The organism is Chitinophaga sp. CF418, assembly GCF_900142925.1.
GTDB lineage: Bacteria > Bacteroidota > Bacteroidia > Chitinophagales > Chitinophagaceae > Chitinophaga.
In genome coordinates, this window is record NZ_FRCN01000020.1 from 103,815 (window position 1) to 127,553 (window position 23,739).

A 23,739-nucleotide genomic window follows, 5' to 3' on the forward strand; every position below is an offset into this window, starting at 1 on the left:
GTTTCATTATGTTAGGTATTGGCATTCAGCAGGCCAGACGGTTGCTGAATGCCATATAGTTAAAATTTACTTGGCGTATCCATCATTCTGGCTTAATGCGCCATTGTATTGAATTTCTAAAGCCGGCACCGGAAACAGTGCCTTGTACGATTGCCAAACACCGCCCTTTTCAGATGTTGTTATCTGCATTACTGCATCTATCTGCCCACTTCTTCTTAAATCATACCAACGGTGGCCCCACTCACAAAACAGCTCCACACGCCTTTCATAATTTAATGCGGCAAGGGCTTCCACTTTAGACAAAGAGGTAGCCAGTAACTTTAGCCGCAGGTTTAAATCGGGTTCGGATATATTGATGGCACGTTCTCTCAAAACGTTAAGATCAGCTATTCCTTCAGTCACTTTGTTCTGTTGTATCCTGGCTTCGGACCGAATGAGATATAATTCTGCCAGACGGAGGACTATTGAATATTCACTAACGGCAGCGACACCTGCATCAACTTTGTATTTGAAGGCATAATAGTAAGGCAGGCCAGCTTTTGTAACTGAATTAATCCACTTTAGCCTTCTCTGATCACCCGTTTGAAAATATTCTACAAATTTAGGCGAAAGATAAACGGCCTGATCCCGGGAACTACTTGGCCCTCCATTTCTTAATATGAAAAAATCTCCTTCATCAGCGTTCACATTTGCACGCACTTGCTGTAAAGCCCAAATTGTCTCTTTACTGTTTTTTAAAAAAGCCTGATCAAGAGACAAAATACCATACTGACTAGTTTTATTAATCACTTCTGTAGCTGCTGCTTCTGCATTTGCCCAGTCTCTTTGATATAAATAAACCCTTGCCAGTATCGCAGTGCAAGCCGACTTGTTTGGACGAACCCTTTCAGGATTATCACCGCCATAAGGTGTGTTTGCGTCTTTTTGAAGATAACTGTCCCCCAAAAGGGATTGTGCCATTTTCAGATCAGCTACGGCCTGTGCATAAACAGCTGTCACAGCAGACCGGGACAGTTTATTGTTGACCCCATAGTTTGTGGTAAGTGCCAAAGGTGCGTCACCGTACAAGCTGGCAATGTGATGATAAAAGAACCCTCTAAGGAAATATGCCTCGCCCAGCAGGTTTTGCTTAACTGACGGCGTTAAAGTAGTTGTTTTTGTAAGACCTTCTATTGCCGCGTTTACTTGATAGATGTATGGATAAATGGAATTCCAAAAAATCGGAATACCACCATCACCAGCCTGCAAAGAGTTAGTAAAATATGTCGTGTAGTCGGTAAAACCAGTAGTAAATATTTTTAGGTTATCGGCGGCAAGTTCAGGATAGACAGTCATATTCAAGGCAAATCTGGTATTGACCATTTGCGCATAAATACTTGTAATCGCTGCCGCTGCCGTGGCATCCCCCAAAAAAACGTTACCATCTGTCACGCTTGTCACAGGCGGGTCTACTTCAATAAATTTCTTGCAGGATGTAAACTGAAACGAGTAGCACAACGCAATTAGAATGAGCCATCTGCTACTGCTATAATATATTTTTTTCATCGATTTTGGATTAATGGTACATTAAAAAGTGAGTTGCGTGCCTATAGTGAATGTTCGTAATGCCCCTAAACTTCCGGCGCTCTGTGTTTCTGGATCTACACCTCCAAAATAATTGGTGATCGTTAATAGGTTCTGGCCTTGCACAAATATTCTGGCATTGGAAATATGTGCCTTTTTAATAAACCCGGCGTTGAACCTGTACGATAAGGAGACGTTTTTCAGGCGTACATAAGTGGCATCACCATATGCCGCATCGCTACTTCCTGCAGCATTGAGCGGGTCGAAATATTCAGCAAAATTTGTTGTCACTTTTTGAATTTCTGCCACATCACCAGCTTTACGCCAGCGATTCAAGACAATCTTTGGCTGCTGACCAATGTTTGCCCCTGGATAGTTACCAAACCTAGCTATGGCTGCCTTTTGCTTCGAAAACTGAAAAAACATATCCAGATCGAATCCCTTAAATGAAACGGTATTGCTAAAGCCACCATACCATTTTGGATCTAGGTTAAGAAACCTAATTTTATCTGTTGGATCTACAGGGGCAGAAGTTAATTCGCCTTTAACAGTAACAAACTCATAAAGACCTGTTATCGGATTCACGCCTTCATATTGAAATACCTTAACAATACCAATCGATTCGCCTATAATAAATCTGTTGTTATCGCTGCTTTCAGCTAGTCCATCATAACGTATCAGCTTATTTTGGGGAATGGTGATGTTGGCAGATCCCGACCATGTAAAATTGCTCCCTTTAACTGGTGTGTAATCCAGTGTAAATTCCCAGCCAGTATTTTGAACTAAAGCAGGCAAGTTTCTGCGGATACCGTTAAATCCAGTAACGAGACTCAAATTTTTCCCAAGAAGTTGATTTGAAGATCTGTTCCTAAAATAATCGGCCCTTATCATTATCCTGCTGTCAAAGAAACCAAGATCAACACCAAAATTCAGTTTCCTGGTTTCCTCCCATTGCAAGAACGGATTTGCTAGGCCTCTCGGATTAAGACCTACTACGCCTTGATAAGGAACAGGTACGCTGTAATTTCCATACAAGCTGTAAAAACTATAATCACCTATCTGATCGTTTCCGGTTGTACCGTATGTCGCACGCAATTTGCCAAAGTTGGCTAGTGGAAGTAGTTTCTTAAAAAGATCTTCTTCCGAGAAGATCCACGCACCTCCTACACTATAAAAATTATGAAACAGGTTTTCCGAGCCAAACCTACTGCTGCCGTCTCTTCGAGCACTGAAGTTTAATATATAACGGTCTTTATATCGGTAGCTTAAACGGCCAAATATTGCGCTATACTTGTATTTTGCTTGTGTGGAATTGATTATGGTTTTTGTCCCGGCGGCGTTTAGATCTGGAAGCTGTGCGTCGCTGTTGTAGTTCATACCTTCCTGCATCAGTACATAGTTGTCGGTATTTTGAAAAGTTGAACCAATAATGCCATCAATAGTTCCAAAAGAATAGGATTTATAAAAGGTAAGCTGAGGCTCTATAATCCATGTAGTAACGCTTTTATTTCCATATTTCCCATTTCCATTAAAAAATGGGCGTTGATCAGGACTAACTGCAATCTTTGGTATGGTAGCCAATTCATTATTTTCAAGCCTGTTGTAGCCAAAGCTGGATTTTAGGGCTAGACCTGGCAAAAGCTCATACGATAGGTTTGAATTGGCTACTAAATTGTTGCTCTTGTCCCGGTATGTCTGCAGCAGACCTGAAACCGGGTTATCCCAAAATCTAGATGTGATGTTGTCAACCGGATCGATATCCCAGTTTACTGTACCATCGGGATTATACAGTTTAGGCGCATTAGGTGCTAGCATAACAGCGTTGGTTGTCAGGTCTGCTTGCGGAAGTCTATTCAATCCGGACAGATAATTGCCGGATATAAAGTATCTAAACTTTCCATTGGGAGAAATATTATTGATATTAAAGTTTACAGTACCTCTTATGTTAGAGAAATCACCACTGAAAACTGTTGTTTCACGAATGTATCCAGCACCTACTAAAAATTGCGTGCGGTCTGTGCCACCACTAATGGATGCTTGCAAATTTTGAAATTGTGCAGTACCCCCGATCAGTTCTTTTTGCCAGTCGTTGTCCCGGTTTAAGTCCCAGGCCCCGTTTACATCATAGTCAATAACATCAGGAGTAGCATTGTCATTATTTCTGAATGCCTCCCTTCTCATTTCCAGATACTCAGCACTATTCAGCAATTTTTGCTTTTTAGCCACTTTTGACCAACCGGTCTGCATATTCAGATTGACCTTTGTCTGGCCTGGTTTGCCTTTCTTGGTGGTGATCAAAATTGCGCCATTGGCAGCACGGGAACCATAAATAGCGGTCGCATCTGCATCTTTAAGTATAGTGATACTCTCTATGTCAGAGGGACTGATAAAATTCAGGTTGCTTGTCGGCCCCAATAATACACCAACATTCAGCGAACGAATAGAATTGGGCGTGTACGGTACTCCATCAATCACATAGAAAGGTGTATTACCTGAAGATATACTGTTTTTTCCCTGTACCGTCACATTGATGGAACCTGTGCTTAACCCTGATGATTGTTGGATAAACAGACCAGGCGTACGCCCTTGCAAGGCCATTAGCGCGTTAGTAACAGGCTGGCGTGAAATCACTTCGCCACTGACAGAACCAATATTGCTTGTGGCGAACTTCTTTTCTACTTCACCATAAGCAATAATCTGCACCTCTTTTAACGCTGCATTTACCTCTAATAAGACTATCGGTGCAATCAGATTACTTTTATAGTTAACCTGCCTGGTTTCCCGGCCTATCATCGTTATAACCAATGTTCCGTTTGCCGGAGCTCCGGTTATCTTGAATCGGCCATTGGCATCTGTTACAGCACCCAGGCTGCCATCTTTAACGGAAACGGTTGCTCCCGCAAGTGGCTTACCGTCTTTATCGGTAACCTGCCCAGTTACTTCTCCGTCCTTTTCTATTTTTACAGGAGTGATAGCAGCTGTTTCAGTCTGTTTACGAGTGATCTTGATCACTTTTCCATCAATCTTATAATTGAACGGCTGGTTGGAGAACAGACTTTGTAAAGTTTCTTCGATAGTAGCGTTTTTGAGGTTTAGTGTAACAGGCTTTGCGTATTTAACCTCGGCCCCATCCATGCTATAGCCGTAGCCGGTTTGCATTTGAATAGACCGCAAAACCTTTGTTATAGGTGCATTTTTAAAATTGAGCGTAACTTGTTGCGCGAGGGCCAGTGCCGATGCCTGAAACGTGATAAGTAGTATAAGTATCAATTTCATTACCCTGGTACATTGATGTATTGAATATCGGCATTTTCGCATAATTATGCGCATAGCACTGGCTGTATGAATTAAATAATTCATATGTTTGTGATTTAGTTGTTGGTTGGTTAGTATTTAGCTGTCTTGAACGGTAAAATAACTGCAAACAACTTTTGCCGATCCTGATGCAACAGGGTCGGTTTGTTTTTATAGGTTATTTACCAAATTTTGGTTGTTGTATTATTGTCCCTTTTTACGTACGTATTCTAGCCTCCTTTCGTTATTGATTTTGTATTCGTAATCATTACTGAATTGTATAGCATCTAAAACCTGTGCTAAAGTAAGCTTGCGCGATAATACGGCCTGCAGTTGCACATTGGGCAAACTTTGATAGTTAACCTCAATATCATACCACCTGGCTATTTGCTGCATTGCTTCCTTTATAGGGGTGTTTGAAAAAATAAACATTCCATCAATCCATGCTATTTCATCAGAGGCTATTACTTCCTTTACATTAAATCCGCGTGATATAAGCTCGGCTTGTTGCCCCGGGTTTAATGGTTGGCTTTCGCCTGTAGAGGGTTGGGTTAATTTTATGCGGCCTTGCGTAAGTGTAGTTTTAGTGGGTTGCTGCGGGTATGCGCTTACATTAAAATGGGTACCAAGAACAGCAACCTGCTGGTCGGCTGTATTTACCCGGAAGGGATGACGGGGATCGTGCGCTACTTCAAAATAAGCTTCCCCTATAAGGGTTATTTCTCGTGTACTGCCAACAAAACGGGAAGGGAATGTAATTTGGGTTAATGCGTTTAGGATAACGTTAGTCCCATCGGGTAATTGCAGTTTATACTGCCCCCCGGTTGGCGTGTTGATTGTGTTGGAACTGTTTGTCTCTCTGTTGGCTCCTTCCGTTTTGCGGTTTTGATACTTAAAGGTAACGATACCGCTAGCGGTATCGTTAGAGATCAGTACGCCCAAAGCCGGGTCGATGGCAATCGTGTCGTTCTGGGCGTTTAAACTGACCTTTTTACCGTTTGCCAGGGTGAGTGTTGCCTTATTACCACCCGGCAAAATTTCTTGAGCGGTTAATGTTTTATGAATGGAATTATTGTTATGATTAATATAAAACCAGGTAATACCCCCAATAACTATTAAGGCTGCGGCTGCGTAACGAACAACAGCGAATAGCTTAACCACAGGTTTATGCCTTACGCCAATGCTCTGCCAAATGCGGTTGCGTGCGGCAACAATATCTGTAAGGTCTGCCTCGGCAGTTGCTTTAGCTGTATACTGGTTAAACCAGGCTTCAACCGCTGCAGCTTCTTCAGGGCTACTTTCGCCTTTGCTGTACCTCTCCAGCATTAATATGATTTCGTTATCAGTCATTTCTAAAAACTATGGGGTGGTTAAATAGATACACGAATGGGGACAAGAAAAGTGGTACTCTATGTTAAATTTATTTTAAATCTATTTAACATGGTCTTAACTTATATAGAACATAATTGGAAACTGGGTTATAGGCTGCGGTTAATCCAAACAGTAATGATGATGATATTGAGCCAAAACTTGCGGCCTAAACCGCTACGCAGCTTGTGTATACCGCGGTACAGCTGCTTTTTTACAGATTCTTCAGTAATGTTAAGTTGTTCGGCAATTTCTACATTACTCATGAACTTTTTCTTGCTCATTTCATAGATCTTGCGCATTTGGGGCGGCAGGCTATTAATCTCTTCTTCGATTAACCGTTCTAGTTCGTTGTAGTGTACCTGGTTGTCGGTATCATAAACACCTTTCTCATAATATTCGCGGAAACTACCAATAACTTCTTCCTTGCGTTTACCGCGCCGGAACAGATCAATAATGGTTCTACGTAGTGATTCGTAAAGGTAAGGCACCAAAGACTGTTCTGCATGAACACTGGGCAGTTTCTGGAATAGCTTCATGAATGCTTCCTGTACTACATCTTCTGCTTCTTCTTTGGTATTGAGCCGTTTTTTAGCAAATAGATACAATTTTAGCCAGTGGCGGTTGTAGAATTCTTCAAAGGCATGGGTATCGTTCTGAACTACCAATTCGGAGAGCTGAATATCATTATATTGTTTATACCGTGAACTCATTTGAAATACACCCTCGTAGTGTTGATCGTAAATATTATAATTTGCCTTTATATTTTAACTCTAAGTTATAAAGTTAATTGTTGATTTACAACTTATGCATAGTTAAAATGATGATACGACAATCAATAAGATAATAGCTGTATTTGCACTCTTTTGCAAATCTCCAGCAATCCGTTGACTAAAAAGACAACCGAGAAGTTAATGCGTTGTTAATGCAGTGCATTTACGTTCTATAAGAGAAAGGTTTTTAGGGCTGGAATTGGCTTAGCTATTGTAATGAACAAAATGCCTTGAAAAAAAAGTTACAGATTAAATAAATAGGCAGGTTAATGTCACGTGTTTTATAAGGTTATTACAAACCTCTAGAGTTGGGGACTGGCTCTAGCAAAGCAAGCGGGTGTACAACGCTTGTCTTATTATCTTTTCCACTAAACAATTTCTTGTATGACAGTTATTTTCGCTAAGGGCGATTATAGTGTATCGTTCACTATATCGCCCATCTTGCCAATTTGTTGGATGATAGTTCATTTGATCGCGTCCTGAAACATGAACCAAGGCGGAGCAGATGGCTTCGCCTTGGTTAAATTGTTTTACCAACAATAAAAATGTTGTCGATCCTTTATTTCAGGCGATTAACAAGGCATTAACCAGGGGGCTTTTTAAATTTGGTACATTCCCTCTCTTTGTTGACTTGCTAATAAGATAATGTTCTTATAGCTTATGAGCACGATGCAAATAAACTACTTGGTTTGTTTGGAGAAAGTTTAAAAATTACAGATGAGATGAAATTTTTTGAGCAAGAACTTAATTTTACTCTTCTTAAGGAAAACACAAAGGCGCTTATTGTGGTCCCCACGGTAGTTGGTGGTATATGGCAAATGATGGAGCTGCTAAGTATTGGTACATCCTTTTTAAGATTTTTTTCTATTACACAATTAGTATCTGATGGATTGCTGATCTTATTTATACTTTCACTATGTGGATTTATATGTTGGTTGCTATACTTGTCCTATTTGATTTTATCCTATGATAATTCTATGCTTGACGGCACTAAATTTCCAGAAATTGTAGCGATACTAAATGGCGATAAAACAGAAAATAAGATATTTTACGTATCTAGAATTCGGCAGACACTTAGAGTGAAAATATATTCTTATTTGAAACTGGCTGCTCTGATAGGGCTTATTATCTTTGCGTTTTATTGCCTTATATGGCCAATAATGTCGAGGAATATTTCCGGAAAGACGCTAACTGCGATAGATTATGTGGTTTGGGTGACGGGCTTGGGATTGATCAGCGTAGCATTTATTGGAACAATTAATGCAGTTTTTTTTATCCAGGGATGGGCATTGAATGTCATTAATGATTATGTAGTGGTCATCAAAGAAACACTTAAGTGCCTTGTATTGGGGGGAATTGTCGGATTTGTCATCTTCATTGCGCCGATTTTTCACGAATCTTTTTTGCTCCCAACCGATTTGAAAAACAATGATTATATTATTCAGCAAGTCCATGCCCGTAACCCTAAAGTAGAAACCTGGTATGTTGAGTACTTTAATGATAAGTATATTTTTATCAATGTCACTGATTCAATCGGTAATCGTATTGAAGTGATGCGGTTTGATATAATATTTCCTGTTGAAAAGCCTTGAGAATAATAACCGTACTTTTGGGGATTACCAGATTAGGTGATCTGCGTACGGCTCCCCGTAGTAATCGAGAAAGTCTCTATCCTTGATGTATTCCTGCGTATTGATGTTTAAGGTATAAATGGCTGATGTTGCTGTCCAGGGAACTGTAAGGATTTCCTTTAAATTGCCTGGCATACGGCAACGGTTATTGCTTTCTAATTGTTCAATTCAGAATACGATTATGTTTAAAAGTCCGTTTTCTTTTAAAGACAGAATTGGCAGGCCTGAGTATGCCATTACTTGGTTGGTTTTTATGGCTATTAACCTTATAATGTCAAGAGTTGGTATTGATCCCGGCTCTTTATGGGCGGTTAGTCATATTATCCCTTGCTACTGGCTTTTACTGGCACAGGGGGCCAAACGCTGCCACGACTTTGAGAAAAGTGGCTGGTGGCAGCTTATTCCTTTTTACGTGCTTAAAATGCTGTCTCAAGAGGGATTTCCGACTGCTAATAAATACGGGATGCCGAATTCTCAACCGAAGAATGGTCCGGTAGTTTCGTTAAATGAGGAAATAGATTCCATAGGAAAAAAAGACATTAGATAGTATCTCCATTTCACTTTCCAGCTAGTAATATCCTGTCTTTGATAAGAAACTGTTTCACATATGGGCCAGTATCACCAAATGATATCTTCTGTGTATTCGCGCTCCCTGTACTCTGGAAAGTCTTTCATCTTCTCAAACAGTCTGGTTTGAACATCAAAACTCCAAATTGCTGAATCTTCGGTCCAAGGGTCGGTTAGAATTAACACTTTACCTGGGTTATCGAGCTTCATTTGATGTGCATTGTTGAACGACAAAGGTATTACTTCATCATTGCGCCATAGCACAAAAAGGTCCGTTCCCGCTATTGTTGCCCATTGGTTTTGCGGATCTATGATACCGCAGGTGGGATCACCGTAAAACCAACCGAGTGCGTAGGCCAGTTTATTTACTTTATTAAGCAGGAATCCTTTCTCGTGTTGGTGCACCAGCTGCAGCTTGTCAGTCTCTGCAATGATCCGATATTCGCCTGTTTGGATTAGCAAGAATAGTTCGCGATCTATTTCCATGCCTTGTCGCTTTATGTAAAGTTACGGGAAATGGTATTATTCGATTCCGTAAGTGCCAAAATAATGATATATACACAATTTGTCTTAAGGGCATGAAAACATTTGACGTGGGTGATCAATTTATTGTTGATCAATAATAGCTTGTATGCTTACCTGATGTTCTGCCGAGATTCTATCCATAAGCAGGGTATCTACTTTGGAATCGGTCATGAACAGCGATAGCACTTCTCTGCCATTAAGGCTATCGACCTTCCCATATATTGAGAATTCTTCATAGGACTTCAGCAATACCTTTCTTTGATATTCTTTCATTTCGGCACGTTTTAAGGCCCCGGTAAATCTCCCTACTGCCAAGGACAAGATGCAACTCGAAGAAGTGACCATAAGTAAAGGACCAAACCACTTACCAAGAGTAACTACCAACCATTCCAGTATGCTTTTCGGCATATTTTCTTTTCCCATTTTCATTCCCGTGAGGAAAGCGACTGTACCATAAATCAATACCAGAAAGAGGGGAATAAAGAAAATATCGAACATTGATCTATAGAATAAAACAACTCCGGAACATAAGATAAGAAGAAGAATATTTATGCCGATGAGCTTGAGCCATTATTTGCCTTTACGTATGGTGGTAAAGGTATTTTTAGCAATTTCCACTATAGTAAACAGGAATATAACTACAACCAGAAATATGAAGATGTAATAGCTATTGTTTTGCAGTTCTACTCTGATCAATTGAAGCGGGATATTCAATACGTGAAAGTACCCGATCTCAAAGAAGTTGATTGCCAGCAGTGAATACAGATACAGGAAGGGCAAGAGTAGTCCCAATTGAATGAAATCATTTTTCCGCTCTTTCGTTGGCATCTTATTCGGTTTTTTAATGTGGTATAGACTTGCAGATCTGCTTCCTATCATTAGTATTCCTTTATTTTTTTGATTATCAACTCCAATTTAGAAATTAGAACGTTTTGATCATTGCGTTCGCATGCATATGATTTTCTGCGTGCGTTTTCCCATGAAATGTCATTTCTGTTTGGTGTAGATATCTGCGGAATCATTTCTTTAAATACTTTGCTTAAGGATTTTCCTATGATGAGTTCCGTTTCTACTCCTGCACGGATAAAAATGCCTATTTGATCTACTGATAGTGTACAAGTGACTTTATCCCTGGGAACCGGCGTGTTGTTGCCTGAACTGTTGTCTGTCTGGATCAGGGCAGAAAACCGACCTGTGATAAATGATGAAAGTTCTTCCAAACCAACAATAATTTTGTTATAAAAGGATGGTAATGCCTCATTTTGTAGGGAAAGTGTAATGGTATTTGTATGTTCTGCAGCCGTGATTAACAAGTATTCTAAAGAAGATCGGTACATTTTTATCAGTAGGCCTAAATGTTCTTTGCTCTTTAGTCGAAAGATCTGGTTGAATATGAGAAATTTAATCTTCTCAATTTCGACTGGAATTTGTGAACAAAGGAGTTCAATCTGTTGGGGCGGTATTGATGAAAGATCAGCTTTACTGGGATTGAGTTCATTTGTTATTAAGGAGTCGATCCATTTTAGATGGTATACTTGTTTCATTGACGGAAATTTAAGAAGGCTAGATGACACCGTATGCCGCCTTGCATAGCCTAATAGCCATTTTCTGATTCGCAGTGTTTGTTTGGTAATGATTACCCTGCGAAGTTAAGTATCTGAATATATGCAGCTGTTAATGTGCTGTTAATACGCGCTCAGAAAATGACGATCGTATTATTAGCCTTGCCTTCCGAATGATGCTCAATCCCAATCCTTCCGATATAGCCCATCGCTTGTTTTATCTCTATGGTGCCAGATGCAGGATTGCCATAAAACCAACCCAGGGCTGTTGCTTTCTCTTCTTTATTGCGTGTCAAATAGCCGTGCTCGTAGTGGTAGACGAGTTTGAGTTTATCTGTTTCTGCCAGGGTGTGTAAGTTTGTTGCTTGCGTAGGTATTTGTCATATCTCATGGCCGTTGATGTCATTGGTCATGGGAATGGTCGTTAGCTTCTATCTATAGTCATCCGGCCTTAACAGTGTATTTTCTTTTGAAAGCAATTTTGGCAACCTCACGACCATATCTAAGATCAGCCCAAGTATCATAAATCCATTAAGATTTTTGAGGATAAAGTTATCAGTAAATATATTAACCAGCAAAGGATAAACTACTGAAAAGGTCATCATTGCAGATGTAATAACAAGAAGGTAAACAATTAAGTAGGGCAACTTCGCTTCGTTCAATTTTGTAAGATGGTAGAGATCCAGGATGACTTTGTTTTGAACATCGGAAGCGATACCTAATAGCAATTCCTCCGAAAATTTTTCCTTTTTACCTATCGAGTTGTAACGTGTAGCGGCATCCTCAATAGGATCGATGTGAAATCTGTTGTGTTGATAATTGAAGCGAATCTTATTATTGTCAATGCAATTCCAAAACTCATTATAATCTAGAAATGTCGTATATCTGCTAATCTGATCGTGACTGTAAATGATAAAAGGTGGGTAAGTTCTCCAAGAAAGGTTCGGATCGTTGTCGAATTCCTCGTCTGCAAACATAGCGAGTTGTAAATAAAACAAGATAATCCTAGTATCATGTCGTTCATTCACAATTAGCGATCGATAATGTGCATACTTAGCCTCGTTGTCGTAATCAGGAAACTGCGCATCTTCATATGATATTTGGTCGGAAACTGACTTTGCATAGCGATAACTCTCAGAATCGTCCCAGAACTGGTTATCTGTACGCAGATGATAGCATATTCTCCTGAAACAAGTTAACTTGTAGCATAGATCCCTGATTGCTGGAACACGGGAAAGCTTCTCCTGCTTTACAGCTATGATCTTACTTGCTACATATGATAATGCGAAAGCGCCCATGATGCCCGCAAAAATATTGACCTGAGATATGCCGTTTTCAAAATTTGCCTGCTTACCTGGGTTGTTATTGAGAAATATGAAAGAAATAACCGCCAATGGTATTGTAACAATAACCACGGTACAGATTTCCCAGTGCTTCTTAGCCCAAGCCAGGATAAAATTATCCTCCTTTATTGGCTGCCCAATTTTCTGCTGAGTATAAAAAAGTTGAATGGTTTCGGAGCGATTATTATCAGAATTGGCTGTTCTAATATCAATTGTCAAGTTTTTAAACTTAACTGTGTAATATAAGGAAAGTGGTTTTTCCTTGAATAAGGCCGCTAAATTGTTACGAATTTTATTGATTAAACTTTTGGCGTCCTGGTCCCAGTCTTCGATAACAGGAAGGTCGATTTGTATATAGTTTATATTCCCTTCCTCTCTGGCAGAAACTGACCCAGCGACTTCAATATTGTTGAATGTATTTACCAGAAAGTCTTCAATAAGTTCACCAAATGTTTCAATGTTAATAGAATATGCCATCGCGCAGTTGTTTTTTTATCTGGTTTGTACAAATTCAATAACTCTCTTCGGAATTTCTTGTTCGTCAATCTGATATCGTTTAAAAGCTTTAACCAAAACCACCATTCCGTCTCTCAGCTTCAAGTCGTAATACAACCTTAGTTTTGAGTTGATTAATTGTTTAATGTCTACTTTTAAATTAGCGACATTGATTCGGTTTTCAACAATTAAATATGACTCTATAATTAGCATTAACTGCATTGCCTCAAAGATATGATCAAAGCGTCGTTCTCCCGCAGAGAGTGGTTCACCCCAGCCAGTATCGCTATTGCAAGAGAGGCAAAAGTTATGTAAGCCTACAAACCCGGTATCGCTTTCTTTTGCACGCACACCATTACTAGTGCGATTTATGGAAAAAGTAAACGAGTTAATTTCGCTTTCTAATTGATTAATCAGCAGAAATATAATATCACTTTCATTTTTTAACATTTGTTCGTTATTTGACTCTGTCTGTTTGCTTAACGCTAGGTAAAGTAGAACAGTAGAGATAAGCCCTATTACCGGGGCTGTTAACCCACTTATCGCTGTTCCGACTTTGTCCTTCTCCGTTAGATTAAGACTGGCAATAAATGCTGGTTTAAGAAAGAAGTATACGCCTACAGTGATAACAATGCCAGAGATGGCTGAGATAAATAGTATTCGTAAAAGATCGCGTTTCATGGTGGTGATTATTACAGCAAAATACTGTTTTTTCTATTTATTTTGGGCTGCTTGTTTTTTCTTGAGGTCGGCTTTCCTTTCTATGTAGCCACCGTTGCGACGCTCCGTTCTTCTTTCTCTTTTCTATTTGTCATTTCTTATCGTTTGTCCTTTACAGTTGCAGCCCGTTCGCAAAAGCGAGACGGGCTTTCTTTATTCGTCCCGCCTTCAATTCAGGGCGCGTTTTTCTTTGAAGGCGGGCAGCGTGGTGCAGCCGCGAGGCGGCGGCCGCTGCATTTGGGAAAACTATGTTTTCCCACCAACCGGGTGATTAAGAACATCGAAGGAACGACACTTTCCTGGCTGAAAAAAGCTCCATTACATCTTTGATTTTTTTTCGGGCATGGACTTTTTCCGGCGACCGGAAAAAGCATGCTTTTTATTTACCAGGAAAGTGTCGTTCCTCAAAAGATGTCTTAATCACCCGTTCGGCGGGAAAAACATGACAGGAACGGAGCGAGTGTTAGGACAAATTGATTTGAAAAATTTATTCACCTAATCTTTTAAATGTTTTGATCATGGCACACAATCTCAATTTTAACGAACTGACAGGCGAATACAGCTTTTTTTCTACCAGGCAAAAAGCATGGCACGGACTAGGAAAGATCGTAGCTGATTACCCCACAAGCGCGGAAGCTCTGGTTTTTGCTGGTCTTGATTTCGACGTAGTGAAATCTGCATTATTTACGCAGGTTAACGGGATGGTGTCTACCCCTGACGGCATCAATTACCGGAACATCAGCTTAGACATTCCTGATACGTTTGCGACTGTACGAACTGATACCAATCAGGTATTGGGCGTAGTGGGTAAGGATTATGAGATCATACAGAACCGGGATGCATTCTCTTTTTTTGACAGTATAATAGGCGGGGATGGTATTTTATATGAGACTGCCGGAGCGCTGGGAAACGGTGAACGTATTTTTATTACTGCCAAACTTCCGGGTTATATCCGTGTGGGCAATGATGACCTGATAGACAAATATCTTTTTTTAACCACAAGTCATGATGGCAGTGGCAGTATAATGGCAGCTTTTACCCCTGTGCGCATTGTGTGCAATAATACACTCAATGCCGCGCTGAAGAATATGACCAACTGTATAAAGATCCGTCATACGCAAGGCGCTAAGGATCGTTTAGAACAGGCGCACAAATTAATGGGTATTACCAACACTTTAGCGGATTCTATGCAGGATCGGTTCAATGCGTGGTCAAAATATCGGGTTACTGACAGACAGACTGAAATGCTCATTCAGCGGGCTATGGCACCTAAAGACACATTGCAGTTAATTAAAGCTGGAAAGACTAGTGAACTCTCCACCGCTTTTAAAAATGTATGCAATGATGTGAATAGGTATGCCCGTGTTGATGGCACTCAAACTATGGAAACCACAGAGGGCACTTTGTTTGGGCTGTATAATGCTGTTACTGGTTATTACCAGAATGTAAAGAAGTATAAGGACAATGAAAGCAAAGTTGATTCCATCTTGTATGATGGAACAGCCCAAAAACGCGCCCAGGCTGCTTTTGATATCTGTAACAATGTTTTTAATTCCGGCGTTGATGCCGTGTTGTCATGATTCTATATCCCGGCGGGGTGTATAGCCCCGCCTTTCTTCTCATCTTTTAAAATCAATGTTATGTCTGTTCTATGTGTTGAAGAAGCGGTATATGACCGGGTTGCTTATATGCTATTTCTGGAATCTGGTGATCATGCAGTTAAATACAGTCGGTTTAAATGCTTTCGCGGCATGAGCTTTCAGGCTATTGATGTAATGGTAAATAACTGGTATGGTTTAAACCAGTTGACTTACTTCGTTGCTTACAAAAAAGATTGTCATTTAAGCCGCTGTACGATGAAGCGCTGCAATGGTGGTGACAATTTCACAACTGTAGTTTTTCTTAAATGGCTGCAGTGCATCAGACAAAATATTTCAATTCCTAACCTAGAGAAGGCAAGATTGCCTATTAATGATGAATTGAAAGAATCTGTAAAGTTATTAGACAGGTTAATAACTGATGTATTAACGTCCATAGTTGAAAGTACACCGGAATACCAGGCGGCACCGTGGGGAGAATTGCCGAATAATAATGATGAGCAGGAATTGCAGCCTGTTTTTGAATTCAGTTATTCACTGAATTGATGGGTCTTTTTATCCCTTCCTTTTTCTTGAATTTTTAAAATCAAGGTTATGTCGATAAAGATCGTGAATAAGGATGTTTTGCGCCATGTTGCCAGCAAAATGTATCTGGCAAGCCGCAACAACATTGTAAACGATAATTTTTATGAATGTTGCTTGAAGCTATCGGAAACGGCAATAGAACAGTATGTGACCCGCTGGGAGATTCTGAATTATAGAACATATGTAAGCCATTGGGCAGATCGGGAAAATATATCGCCGGGTGAATTTCCTAAATGCCAAGTTACCTTTCTTGACCTGGTAACTTTTAACATTCCTGCTGCCCAGTTCTTAAAATGGTTGCTTTTTATACGCGAGGGTATTAATGTGGATTGCATCATCCGCGCAGGAAATCCCATATATGCCGTGGATGAGGACGCGGTGAAGTTTCTAAATAAATTAATTGCTCAGGTTCAGATGGCTATCATTAATGAGTTGCCAGATTTTCAGAAGGCTAAAGTTAACGAGGTACCGCCGTTGTAATCAGCTATTTAAATGCTTTTTCCCGGTTACCCCTATCCGTTTATTCCTTCAATTTTTTAACTTCTAAATCATTATAAAATGAAACACAATTTTCAAGAACGTAAAGAGAACCGTATCAATTATGCTTTAGAAATGGCTGAAAAAAGTCAGCATCAATCTAACATGTTATATACGGAATCAGCAAGAATGTATGCCTGTATCCCTCCGGGACAGCCTATTTTAATCGGTCACTATTCCGAAAAATCTGACCGTAATTTTCGCAACAAAGCTTGGAATAAATTGGGCCAGTCTGTCCAGAAACAGGAAGCCGCCAAATATTATGCTGATAAAGCAGAAATGATAGCGAACAACAATAGTATTTTTTCTGATGATCCAGAGGCGCTTGTAAAGCTAAGGGATAAACTGTCTGGTTTAGAGCGCAATCAGGACTTTATGAAGAAGGCCAACGTTTTTTTAAAAAAGAGAGATAAAGCAGGTTTTCTGACTTTACCAACTGCAACCCCTGAGTTATGGGATGAGATATCAAGTCTGTCCCGGTTTGGCGGTCCAGGCTATGCGCGTTTTGAATTGAGCAATAATAATTCAGAGATCCGCAGAGTAAAGCAGCGAATTGCAGACATGGAAAGAATGGAAGCTACGCCGCCAAGGGACGAGATAGTAAAGGAGATCAGGATTTTAGAAAACCGGGAGGCTAACCGCTTACAAATATTTTTTGGCTCAAAACCTCCTGAAGAGGTACGCCAGCAGCTAAAAAAGCGCGGTTTTAAATATGCCCCTTCACAAAACGCCTGGCAAAGGCATCTAAATAATTCGTCTTTCTTTTTAGGTAAAGAGATTGTACAAAGTTTGCCGGATGATGTTGCAGAGAAATTGAAAACGCCAGCAAGTTTATTGGAAGACAATAACGATATCATCTATTTACCTGCCGCCTAATTCTATATTGGGGCAGCTTGCCTGCCCCTGCTTTTAAATATTCCCAATCTAATTATCAGGAATTTTCAAAATCAATTTCTTATGAAAGCACTAAGAAATTTCTCAAACGAGGATAAGGGGACATTGCTGTTTAATCTGTTCCCTGATCTAATGCCGGAACTGTTGCAAAAGTTGGCCCTGCATTGTCAGGACATTATTGAACGTCAAGAGGAACTATCTATTAGCTGGAAGTTTCCGGACTATATACCCTTTTATTATTGGCTTGGATTGGCCTATGATGTTGCTATCCTCATAGAGGAAAGACATGTGAGGCTGGAAAATCTAGTGCAAGAATTTGCTGCCGGGTTGTTCAATGAGCGGCTATATATGTTCGTTGCTGATTTTATTCAGCGGTTAAGCATTGCTTTATTGGACTTATGGAACTATCCGCAATACAATGTGGCAGTCAAGCTGCTTTTTTATCAAAAGATTTTACCCTGGTAGTGGCTGGAATTTTTTTATTTTTTCATCTTTTAAAATTTATAGGTATGATTTTAAAATATCATTTTGAAGATGGCACTGCTGCTAATGTTATACCGGATAAGTGGGATAGTAAGGGTTTTCCTATGGTTATGTACAAGGGTAATGTCTTTAGCCTTGTAAGCGATACACTACAGATGGAGGTCTTTATAGATCTTGGCGAAAAATTGTTATTCGCTGAAGGTTCTATTGATCTGATCGCAGGCCGGGAAGTAATGCTGTATTGGCGGTATGGTTCGGAACACAATGCAGCGGAACTAGATGCCGAGTGCATTTTAAAGGATCATCCAAATTGTGAAACACTTGCTTTTGGTGCTCATCATGCGGTCGCTTTTACATTAGAAACCGAGGGTTTTGTCACACAGTTAGATGATGGTCAAAAAGTAGTAAAGCAAACTATTGGTGAGATGCGCGATTATCTGGATAGCTTTTTTTAATTATTGATCTTTTAAATTCTTTTTTATGCAAACGATGATTTTGGAAAATGATCATGAGGCAAAATGCATAGATGAAAATACTGTGTTTTATAATGGTTTGAACTGTGATCTTCTTACTGTGGGTGACGGTTCTTATACTCTGAAAGTGGAGCAGGAAATATTACGGGTCATTGGCTGCACTGATGTTGTTGATGGTTATGGTATTAAGATGTACTGGAATACCATTCACGGTTATGATCTGCTGTTGCCTTATGTGAGACTTGCAATCCGAAAGCATTTGCTGGAAAATGCGGTTGCTTTTCATTGCTATAGTGGGACGTGTTTTATTGAATTGAAAAAAGATTTTTGGTTGATCTCTGAAGATGGTGAACTCACAAGTCTGCCAACTGCTGAAGACATGAGGGCATTTATACGGGAGCGGGAAGCGTACTGAATATCTGTTTTCGATCGTGATTTATGCCGCTATTTCGTAACTGATAAATCTAACATGATGAAGGTAGAACGATTTCTTTTTCAGAACAGGAATTTTGCTGATGTATTGGATGAAGATTCTAAAGACGGAGAGCCGATTGTTTTATATAGACGTAGAAAGTATGTGGTTAAAGATGACAGGGACGGGCATGTATATATACAGATTGGTAAGCGTAAGTTAAGGTGCATCGGCAGTATTATTTCCATTGGCTATAACGCCATAAAACTTTATTGGGATACTATTGATGAGTATGAACAGTGTGGGAATGCCGCTATTCAGGCTTTACGGGATGAAAAGGATTGTAAAACGATCGCTTTCGGGATCTATAAAGGTGTAATGTTTACGGAGGATGAAGCGGGCTTTTGTCTTATAGATAAGTTTATAGATCAATATAGGTTTGGCAGTATGACTGAGCTAAAAGAGCATATAGACCGCAGTCAAAAATAGTTGTGCCGTGAATGCTGCTTTTGATTACTGATTTTCTCAATCTTAAAAATTTACTGAAATGATTTTAAAATATTTAATGGAGGATGGAAGTACCGCTGATCATATTGATGATGGGATGAACAGTCAAACTTTAGCAAGGTATAAAGGTGAAGTGTATCTCATTGAACACGAAAATCCCATGTCAGCGGAACCTTACATAATGTATGGGGGTCAATGCCTGGACATTGTTGGCTCTGTGGAACTGATAGCGGGCCGGGAGGTTAACTTGTATTACAACTTAGTTCAAGACTATGATCTTGCTTTATCTGTTGCTGAGGCAGTTATTGAAGGAGACACGCAGGGTAGAATTATTGGTTTTGGATTGTATGATGACAAGTTTTTCACTGAGGAAAAGGACGGTTTTAAAGTGGACACTGACCCCGACAATCCTAATCAAATAACTTTTGATACGCTGATAGAAGTAAAAAGGCATATAGATATGCATTTCTAATCCAACTTATTTTTCATCATTAAATTTTATTGACACAAAAACTCCAACGCGCTGGTAGTGGCGCCTGGCAGTGCTTTGCACATTACCACGAATCATTTTTTTAAATCTCAAAATTTTAATAACATGAAACGTTCTAACAAAAATTCCGCTGCTCAAAGTCTGTTACATTTTCCAAACATGACACATGATGCACCACGTTTGGCCGCAACTGTTAACCGGTATATGCGGAGTGGGACTGCTTACAGTACTGTTAGTAAGTCAGGAACGGTATTTTCCGTCATCCGCAAACCGCAAAGTGGTGTATCAAGGGGCAAGCTCATTCTGAGCAAAAACCCTCTGATCGTTAAAAGGTATACGCTATCTGACAACCCTGCTGATGAACGTTTTTACCCGGCTTTTATGACCGACAGCGTAAAGGTTAGGCTGTTGGCTATTGAGTTTAGAAAGGAGTTGCCTTTCCTGGTGGCCAGACTGACGGAATATTGCACTGCGATAATTGAAAAGGAAGAAGCGATAAAACTTGCGTGGCCTGCCAGGTATATACACCGTTTTTGCAAGTGGGTGAAGTTGGTTAAAAAGTTATATGCAAAGATTGCGGATCATAGCGAGATAGTAACCGACCCGGCTAAATTTGCGCGGGTGCTGATGCGCGGAAAGGCTCAGTCGGTTGTGATTGATTTTATCATGAAATACGAGGCCCGCAGTAACAGCAAGAAATTTTCCAACCTGGTTAAGCAGTTTTTCATGTAATGCTGTCAATTCATTTTTTTAATCTGAAAAATTATAAATCCATGCTAGATAAAAAGTCTATTGAAATAATGCGCAAGTATGCACGTAAAATGTTCAAGGAACTTGCAAGGTATCATAACAAAAAAGCCAATAGATATTTGAGAATATTCTGGCACAAAATAAAAGCCTCTCCAAATGACAGGAGCTAGTATTAATCAATATTTAAACTGTTTTTTATGTGGAATGAAAACCTAAGTAAAGAGAAAAGGAAACTGGTTCTGAATGCTTGCCAAGGTCTGACAACTCAGTATCTAATTGCAGCATTTAGCGAGTACTGCGTTACGAATGGTATGGAGCCAACGGTAACAGCTTTGGATGTTGTGTCCCGTGACAGGCTGATAGACCTGGTTTACAAAATGATTTTTGTAACTAGAGTACATGATCAAGAGGAAACTAATTTTTGGATCGATAAGAATGGCCGCTATTTCGTTGAGTTAAATAAACAGACAAATGGATAGTCGGTTGATTCATGATTTGCAAAGCATGCCGGTAAAGGTGACGGATTTACAGGCTGCTGTTATCCTGGCTGACGATGGTAGAAAATCAGGTGTTTATTTTCAATTTTAAAATTATTGGTTATGCTATTGTTATTGATGAGCGCAAAGGCGCTGCAATGTTTGGGAATTATTTTAATTGTTGTGGGGTTCTTACTCCGGGATATGCCGGGTAATGGTGCTTCACGCAGCGGTTGCCTCTTGCGTATTCTTTTAATCGGAATTGGTATAATTGTGTTTCTATATAATGCGCATTGCTAGTATGGATGAGGCCGGATTTTCGTTGGCGCAGCCGATGGCACAGACGCTTTTGCCTGTGGGCATGTTTGTGATTGTCTGTACCATCGGCTGCTGATCTTTTTGTCTTTGCCTTTAGCGATTGTTAGAAATTGGTTTGAGCATATATATATTATGGAGTGGTATCGGGAGGAATAAAAAAGGGATAAAGTTTTTTTGCTTTATCCCTTGCCGTTGGTTTTACTTGGTGCTGAATGATTTCAGCTTTTCATTGAGATCTGTCAACCCTGATTTTTGCAGGATCTCTGCCGCCAGTTCGGACAATTGTTCCTCAGCATCTTTGGGGATGTTATCCAGCAGTCCGGGCGAGTTTTTGGGGTCAATTCCTTTGCCAATAATATTACCCAGCAGAAGGGCATTTTTCCGGCTTACTTTCAGGTCAATTTTTACTGTTTCATTCATACCTGGGCTGCTCAACACTGTGTCGAGCAATACAGCCCCTAATTCTTTGTCATTCATTCATTTTCACATTACGTTTTCACTGAATCAAATATGGGAATGAATGAGCTATTAATCCCTATAAAAAACTAAGGGGGATTGCAACCTCAGTTTACCGCGTGTAACTTTGGTAACAGATACTTAAATGTGTAGTAAAGATGAAGAGAGCAGGAAGTATATATTTCGCCGGTCCCGCAGGCCCGGTTTTGCTGGCCAGCGGTCAATGCCCGCTGGCTAATTACGCTGACCACGCCAGGCATGGTCAGCCCGGCATCGGTCAATGCCTTTTATTTTATGACCCTGATTGCTCCCGGCACACCGGCAGCAATCAGGGCATAATGTTGCCAAGTATAGTGTTAAGTCGTAGGCGGGCAAGATGCCAAGCCCGCCTGAACTCCCATTTTCTTGACATCAAATGGCAAGATGTCAGTCGGTTAAACCCCGACTATACTTTCCTGCTCACTCCAAAGTCGTGACCCGGCGGGAGGATAAAATTACGCCCCCCTTTATGTATTCTTTGCTTTTGAAAGGCCATTCCCTACCGTTAATTTATTTAACTACAGAGGTGTGTTTGAAATAAATGTTATAATTTTGGAAGGTAAACTATACCGGATTAAGGTCTTTATTTAATCGATAATCGTTATATGGCATTTTAGTTGGCATTTTTATTTTGCCTTCTGAAACTGGCCACCAGTAAGGTTATTTCCCATCTTGGCAAGTCCCAGCGGGATCACCAAACCCGACTTCTTGAGAATAGTCTCAAAAGGTCGGGTTTCTTCTTTGTATGAAGTGCCCGTCAGGTCTGCAACGAGGGCGAATAATGGATTTATTTTTGCGGTTCGAGGTTGATCATTTTCCTTGTTATAATGGATTCCCTCCGGAAAGATCATTTTCTGCATTCTTTGCTTTTCCTTATAGTTGCTGTGATCCCACACCAGCGCGGGTTTTGTAACGCGATCGGTAGCGAAATCGATATATTTTTCGAGGTTCGAGGCGTTTATCGGGGATGGTTGTAGTTCTTCCAACAATTCTTTCCTTTCGACATTGTATTTAATTATGAATTTTTCATAAAGCTCTTCCTTGACCTTTCCCTCGACATATCGTTCCTCCAGATTTTCGATCTTTTGTTCCAGTTCCGTTAGTTTAGTTCTAAATTCCTTTGCTGTTTCCTCTTTGCCCTCATTTACTGTGGTAAATAGCTTTCTCAGTTGCAGCTGAAAGAGGGGTATATATTTTTCAGGAAGAGTTACCTCACTTAGGATAGTCATAAACCGTTCGTGCAATTTATTAGCGCTTATATGACAGGAGCATTTGCTACCGTTGTCACACTTATAATAGTATAGGTTTTTCCGTTTAACCAGATATCCTCTCAGATACATGTCGCAGGCTTCGCACTTTATAAAAGAGCTTTAATGGCAATGCCTCATTAAGCGGATTCTGTACAAAGCCGTGTGTTACCTTATTCTTTTCTTCATTGGCTGCTAGAAAAATATCCCTGCTAACCAGTTTCTCGTGCTTTCCCTCTACCAGTTCTCCATTTAACAAAGAATGTGACAATATGCCGCAATAGAAAGGATTTACGTATGCACTCGAGATAGAGCGTCTTGGAGGTAAACCAATAAAACTATAGTGCTTGCAAAATTGATGTCATGATTTCCAGTTGTGTGGCAGGAGTTCATTAAGCCTATTAACTGGATGATTATTTATTCTATCGAAGACATCTTTTAGCCATTCAAAAGGATTTACATTGTTCATAGCGCACGTTCCAATGAGGCTGTATAACATCGCAAGGCGTTGTGCTCCCTTCTCGCTTCCAGCGAACAAAAAATTTTTACGCCCCAGGGCCACTGGACGGATATTCCTCTCGCACGGATTATTATCCGGATGTAGCATACCATCGTTGACATAATAGGACAATT

The 23,739-nt window shown here is 40.1% G+C and carries 30 protein-coding genes; 15 read left to right on the forward strand and 15 right to left on the reverse strand.

Annotation, left to right across the window (positions count from 1 at the left end; genetic code table 11):
* Window positions 1-66 precede the first annotated feature (66 nt).
* The 4 genes from F3I09_RS32450 to F3I09_RS32465 all read right to left on the reverse strand — a co-directional run bounded on the left by F3I09_RS32450 (window position 67) and on the right by F3I09_RS32465 (window position 6,893).
* Window positions 67-1,545, reverse strand: a complete 1,479-nt coding sequence (locus tag F3I09_RS32450; RefSeq protein ID WP_149699216.1) for a RagB/SusD family nutrient uptake outer membrane protein — start codon at window positions 1,543-1,545, stop codon at window positions 67-69.
* Between the two features lie 21 nt (window positions 1,546-1,566).
* Complete coding sequence (locus tag F3I09_RS32455) at window positions 1,567-4,839, reverse strand: SusC/RagA family TonB-linked outer membrane protein (RefSeq protein WP_188134050.1); 3,273 nt, start codon at window positions 4,837-4,839, stop codon at window positions 1,567-1,569.
* A 222-nt stretch (window positions 4,840-5,061) separates the two neighbouring features.
* On the reverse strand, window positions 5,062-6,207 hold the full coding sequence (locus F3I09_RS32460; protein WP_149699218.1) for a FecR family protein: 1,146 nt from the start codon (window positions 6,205-6,207) through the stop codon (window positions 5,062-5,064).
* 128 nt (window positions 6,208-6,335) lie between these two features.
* The gene (locus F3I09_RS32465) at window positions 6,336-6,893 is read right to left on the reverse strand and encodes an RNA polymerase sigma factor (RefSeq protein WP_188134051.1); all 558 of its coding nucleotides are present in this window, start codon (window positions 6,891-6,893) and stop codon (window positions 6,336-6,338) included.
* 794 nt (window positions 6,894-7,687) lie between these two features.
* Between F3I09_RS32465 and F3I09_RS32470 the strand changes: the two genes are divergently transcribed.
* Window positions 7,688-8,590 carry a hypothetical protein gene (locus tag F3I09_RS32470; RefSeq protein ID WP_149699220.1) on the forward strand — a complete coding sequence of 301 codons (903 nt, stop codon included), beginning with the start codon at window positions 7,688-7,690 and terminating at the stop codon, window positions 8,588-8,590.
* 118 nt (window positions 8,591-8,708) lie between these two features.
* The gene (locus tag F3I09_RS32475; RefSeq protein ID WP_149699221.1) at window positions 8,709-9,176 is read left to right on the forward strand and encodes a DUF805 domain-containing protein; all 468 of its coding nucleotides are present in this window, start codon (window positions 8,709-8,711) and stop codon (window positions 9,174-9,176) included.
* Window positions 9,177-9,247: 71 nt separating this feature from the next.
* Here the strand turns inward: F3I09_RS32475 and F3I09_RS32480 are convergent, their stop codons facing one another.
* The 7 genes from F3I09_RS32480 to F3I09_RS32505 all read right to left on the reverse strand — a co-directional run bounded on the left by F3I09_RS32480 (window position 9,248) and on the right by F3I09_RS32505 (window position 13,802).
* Entirely contained in the window at window positions 9,248-9,682 is a 435-nt protein-coding gene (locus F3I09_RS32480) for a hypothetical protein (RefSeq protein WP_149699222.1), read from the reverse strand.
* 120 nt (window positions 9,683-9,802) lie between these two features.
* Window positions 9,803-10,219: a hypothetical protein gene (locus tag F3I09_RS32485; protein ID WP_149699223.1), complete on the reverse strand. Its 417-nt coding sequence runs from the start codon at window positions 10,217-10,219 to the stop codon at window positions 9,803-9,805.
* A gap of 72 nt (window positions 10,220-10,291) precedes the next feature.
* A complete protein-coding gene (locus tag F3I09_RS32490) occupies window positions 10,292-10,549 on the reverse strand; it encodes a hypothetical protein (RefSeq protein ID WP_149699224.1) in 258 nt (85 codons plus the stop codon).
* Between the two features lie 50 nt (window positions 10,550-10,599).
* Window positions 10,600-11,265, reverse strand: coding sequence for a hypothetical protein (locus F3I09_RS32495; protein ID WP_149699225.1), 666 nt, complete (start codon window positions 11,263-11,265; stop codon window positions 10,600-10,602).
* Window positions 11,266-11,417: 152 nt separating this feature from the next.
* Entirely contained in the window at window positions 11,418-11,579 is a 162-nt protein-coding gene (locus F3I09_RS34265; RefSeq protein WP_188134052.1) for a hypothetical protein, read from the reverse strand.
* 135 nt (window positions 11,580-11,714) lie between these two features.
* On the reverse strand, window positions 11,715-13,103 hold the full coding sequence (locus F3I09_RS32500) for a hypothetical protein (RefSeq protein ID WP_149699226.1): 1,389 nt from the start codon (window positions 13,101-13,103) through the stop codon (window positions 11,715-11,717).
* Window positions 13,104-13,118: 15 nt separating this feature from the next.
* Window positions 13,119-13,802, reverse strand: a complete 684-nt coding sequence (locus tag F3I09_RS32505; RefSeq protein WP_149699227.1) for a hypothetical protein — start codon at window positions 13,800-13,802, stop codon at window positions 13,119-13,121.
* Between the two features lie 51 nt (window positions 13,803-13,853).
* Between F3I09_RS32505 and F3I09_RS32510 the strand changes: the two genes are divergently transcribed.
* The 13 genes from F3I09_RS32510 to F3I09_RS34270 all read left to right on the forward strand — a co-directional run bounded on the left by F3I09_RS32510 (window position 13,854) and on the right by F3I09_RS34270 (window position 21,261).
* Entirely contained in the window at window positions 13,854-14,171 is a 318-nt protein-coding gene (locus F3I09_RS32510; protein WP_149699228.1) for a hypothetical protein, read from the forward strand.
* A 188-nt stretch (window positions 14,172-14,359) separates the two neighbouring features.
* Window positions 14,360-15,421 carry a DUF932 domain-containing protein gene (locus F3I09_RS32515; protein ID WP_149699229.1) on the forward strand — a complete coding sequence of 354 codons (1,062 nt, stop codon included), beginning with the start codon at window positions 14,360-14,362 and terminating at the stop codon, window positions 15,419-15,421.
* A 60-nt stretch (window positions 15,422-15,481) separates the two neighbouring features.
* A complete protein-coding gene (locus F3I09_RS32520; protein ID WP_149699230.1) occupies window positions 15,482-15,985 on the forward strand; it encodes a hypothetical protein in 504 nt (167 codons plus the stop codon).
* A gap of 48 nt (window positions 15,986-16,033) precedes the next feature.
* Window positions 16,034-16,504, forward strand: coding sequence for a hypothetical protein (locus F3I09_RS32525; RefSeq protein WP_149699231.1), 471 nt, complete (start codon window positions 16,034-16,036; stop codon window positions 16,502-16,504).
* 78 nt (window positions 16,505-16,582) lie between these two features.
* Complete coding sequence (locus tag F3I09_RS32530) at window positions 16,583-17,437, forward strand: DUF3560 domain-containing protein (protein WP_149699232.1); 855 nt, start codon at window positions 16,583-16,585, stop codon at window positions 17,435-17,437.
* Window positions 17,438-17,518: 81 nt separating this feature from the next.
* Complete coding sequence (locus F3I09_RS32535) at window positions 17,519-17,920, forward strand: hypothetical protein (RefSeq protein WP_149699233.1); 402 nt, start codon at window positions 17,519-17,521, stop codon at window positions 17,918-17,920.
* Complete coding sequence (locus F3I09_RS32540; protein WP_149699234.1) at window positions 17,854-18,393, forward strand: hypothetical protein; 540 nt, start codon at window positions 17,854-17,856, stop codon at window positions 18,391-18,393. Before F3I09_RS32535 ends, F3I09_RS32540 begins: the two co-directional genes overlap by 67 nt.
* 25 nt (window positions 18,394-18,418) lie before the next feature.
* Window positions 18,419-18,826: a hypothetical protein gene (locus F3I09_RS32545; protein ID WP_149699235.1), complete on the forward strand. Its 408-nt coding sequence runs from the start codon at window positions 18,419-18,421 to the stop codon at window positions 18,824-18,826.
* A gap of 54 nt (window positions 18,827-18,880) precedes the next feature.
* Window positions 18,881-19,312 (forward strand): hypothetical protein, encoded by a 432-nt coding sequence (locus F3I09_RS32550; protein ID WP_149699236.1) that lies wholly within the window; start codon window positions 18,881-18,883, stop codon window positions 19,310-19,312.
* A gap of 58 nt (window positions 19,313-19,370) precedes the next feature.
* Complete coding sequence (locus F3I09_RS32555; protein ID WP_149699237.1) at window positions 19,371-19,802, forward strand: hypothetical protein; 432 nt, start codon at window positions 19,371-19,373, stop codon at window positions 19,800-19,802.
* 123 nt (window positions 19,803-19,925) lie between these two features.
* Entirely contained in the window at window positions 19,926-20,552 is a 627-nt protein-coding gene (locus F3I09_RS32560; protein WP_149699238.1) for a hypothetical protein, read from the forward strand.
* A gap of 215 nt (window positions 20,553-20,767) precedes the next feature.
* Window positions 20,768-21,049, forward strand: coding sequence for a hypothetical protein (locus F3I09_RS32565; protein ID WP_149699239.1), 282 nt, complete (start codon window positions 20,768-20,770; stop codon window positions 21,047-21,049).
* Between the two features lie 74 nt (window positions 21,050-21,123).
* Window positions 21,124-21,261 (forward strand): hypothetical protein, encoded by a 138-nt coding sequence (locus F3I09_RS34270; RefSeq protein ID WP_188134053.1) that lies wholly within the window; start codon window positions 21,124-21,126, stop codon window positions 21,259-21,261.
* Window positions 21,262-21,562: 301 nt separating this feature from the next.
* Here F3I09_RS34270 and F3I09_RS32570 read toward each other — a convergent pair whose 3' ends face one another.
* The 4 genes from F3I09_RS32570 to F3I09_RS32580 all read right to left on the reverse strand — a co-directional run.
* Window positions 21,563-21,841 carry a hypothetical protein gene (locus F3I09_RS32570; RefSeq protein WP_149699240.1) on the reverse strand — a complete coding sequence of 93 codons (279 nt, stop codon included), beginning with the start codon at window positions 21,839-21,841 and terminating at the stop codon, window positions 21,563-21,565.
* A 644-nt stretch (window positions 21,842-22,485) separates the two neighbouring features.
* Window positions 22,486-23,088 (reverse strand): hypothetical protein, encoded by a 603-nt coding sequence (locus F3I09_RS32575; RefSeq protein WP_149699241.1) that lies wholly within the window; start codon window positions 23,086-23,088, stop codon window positions 22,486-22,488.
* A gap of 85 nt (window positions 23,089-23,173) precedes the next feature.
* Complete coding sequence (locus F3I09_RS34275) at window positions 23,174-23,377, reverse strand: hypothetical protein (RefSeq protein WP_188134054.1); 204 nt, start codon at window positions 23,375-23,377, stop codon at window positions 23,174-23,176.
* Between the two features lie 90 nt (window positions 23,378-23,467).
* Window positions 23,468-23,739 (reverse strand): transposase domain-containing protein (locus tag F3I09_RS32580; RefSeq protein WP_149698060.1); only part of this gene is annotated, 272 nt, incomplete at its 5' end.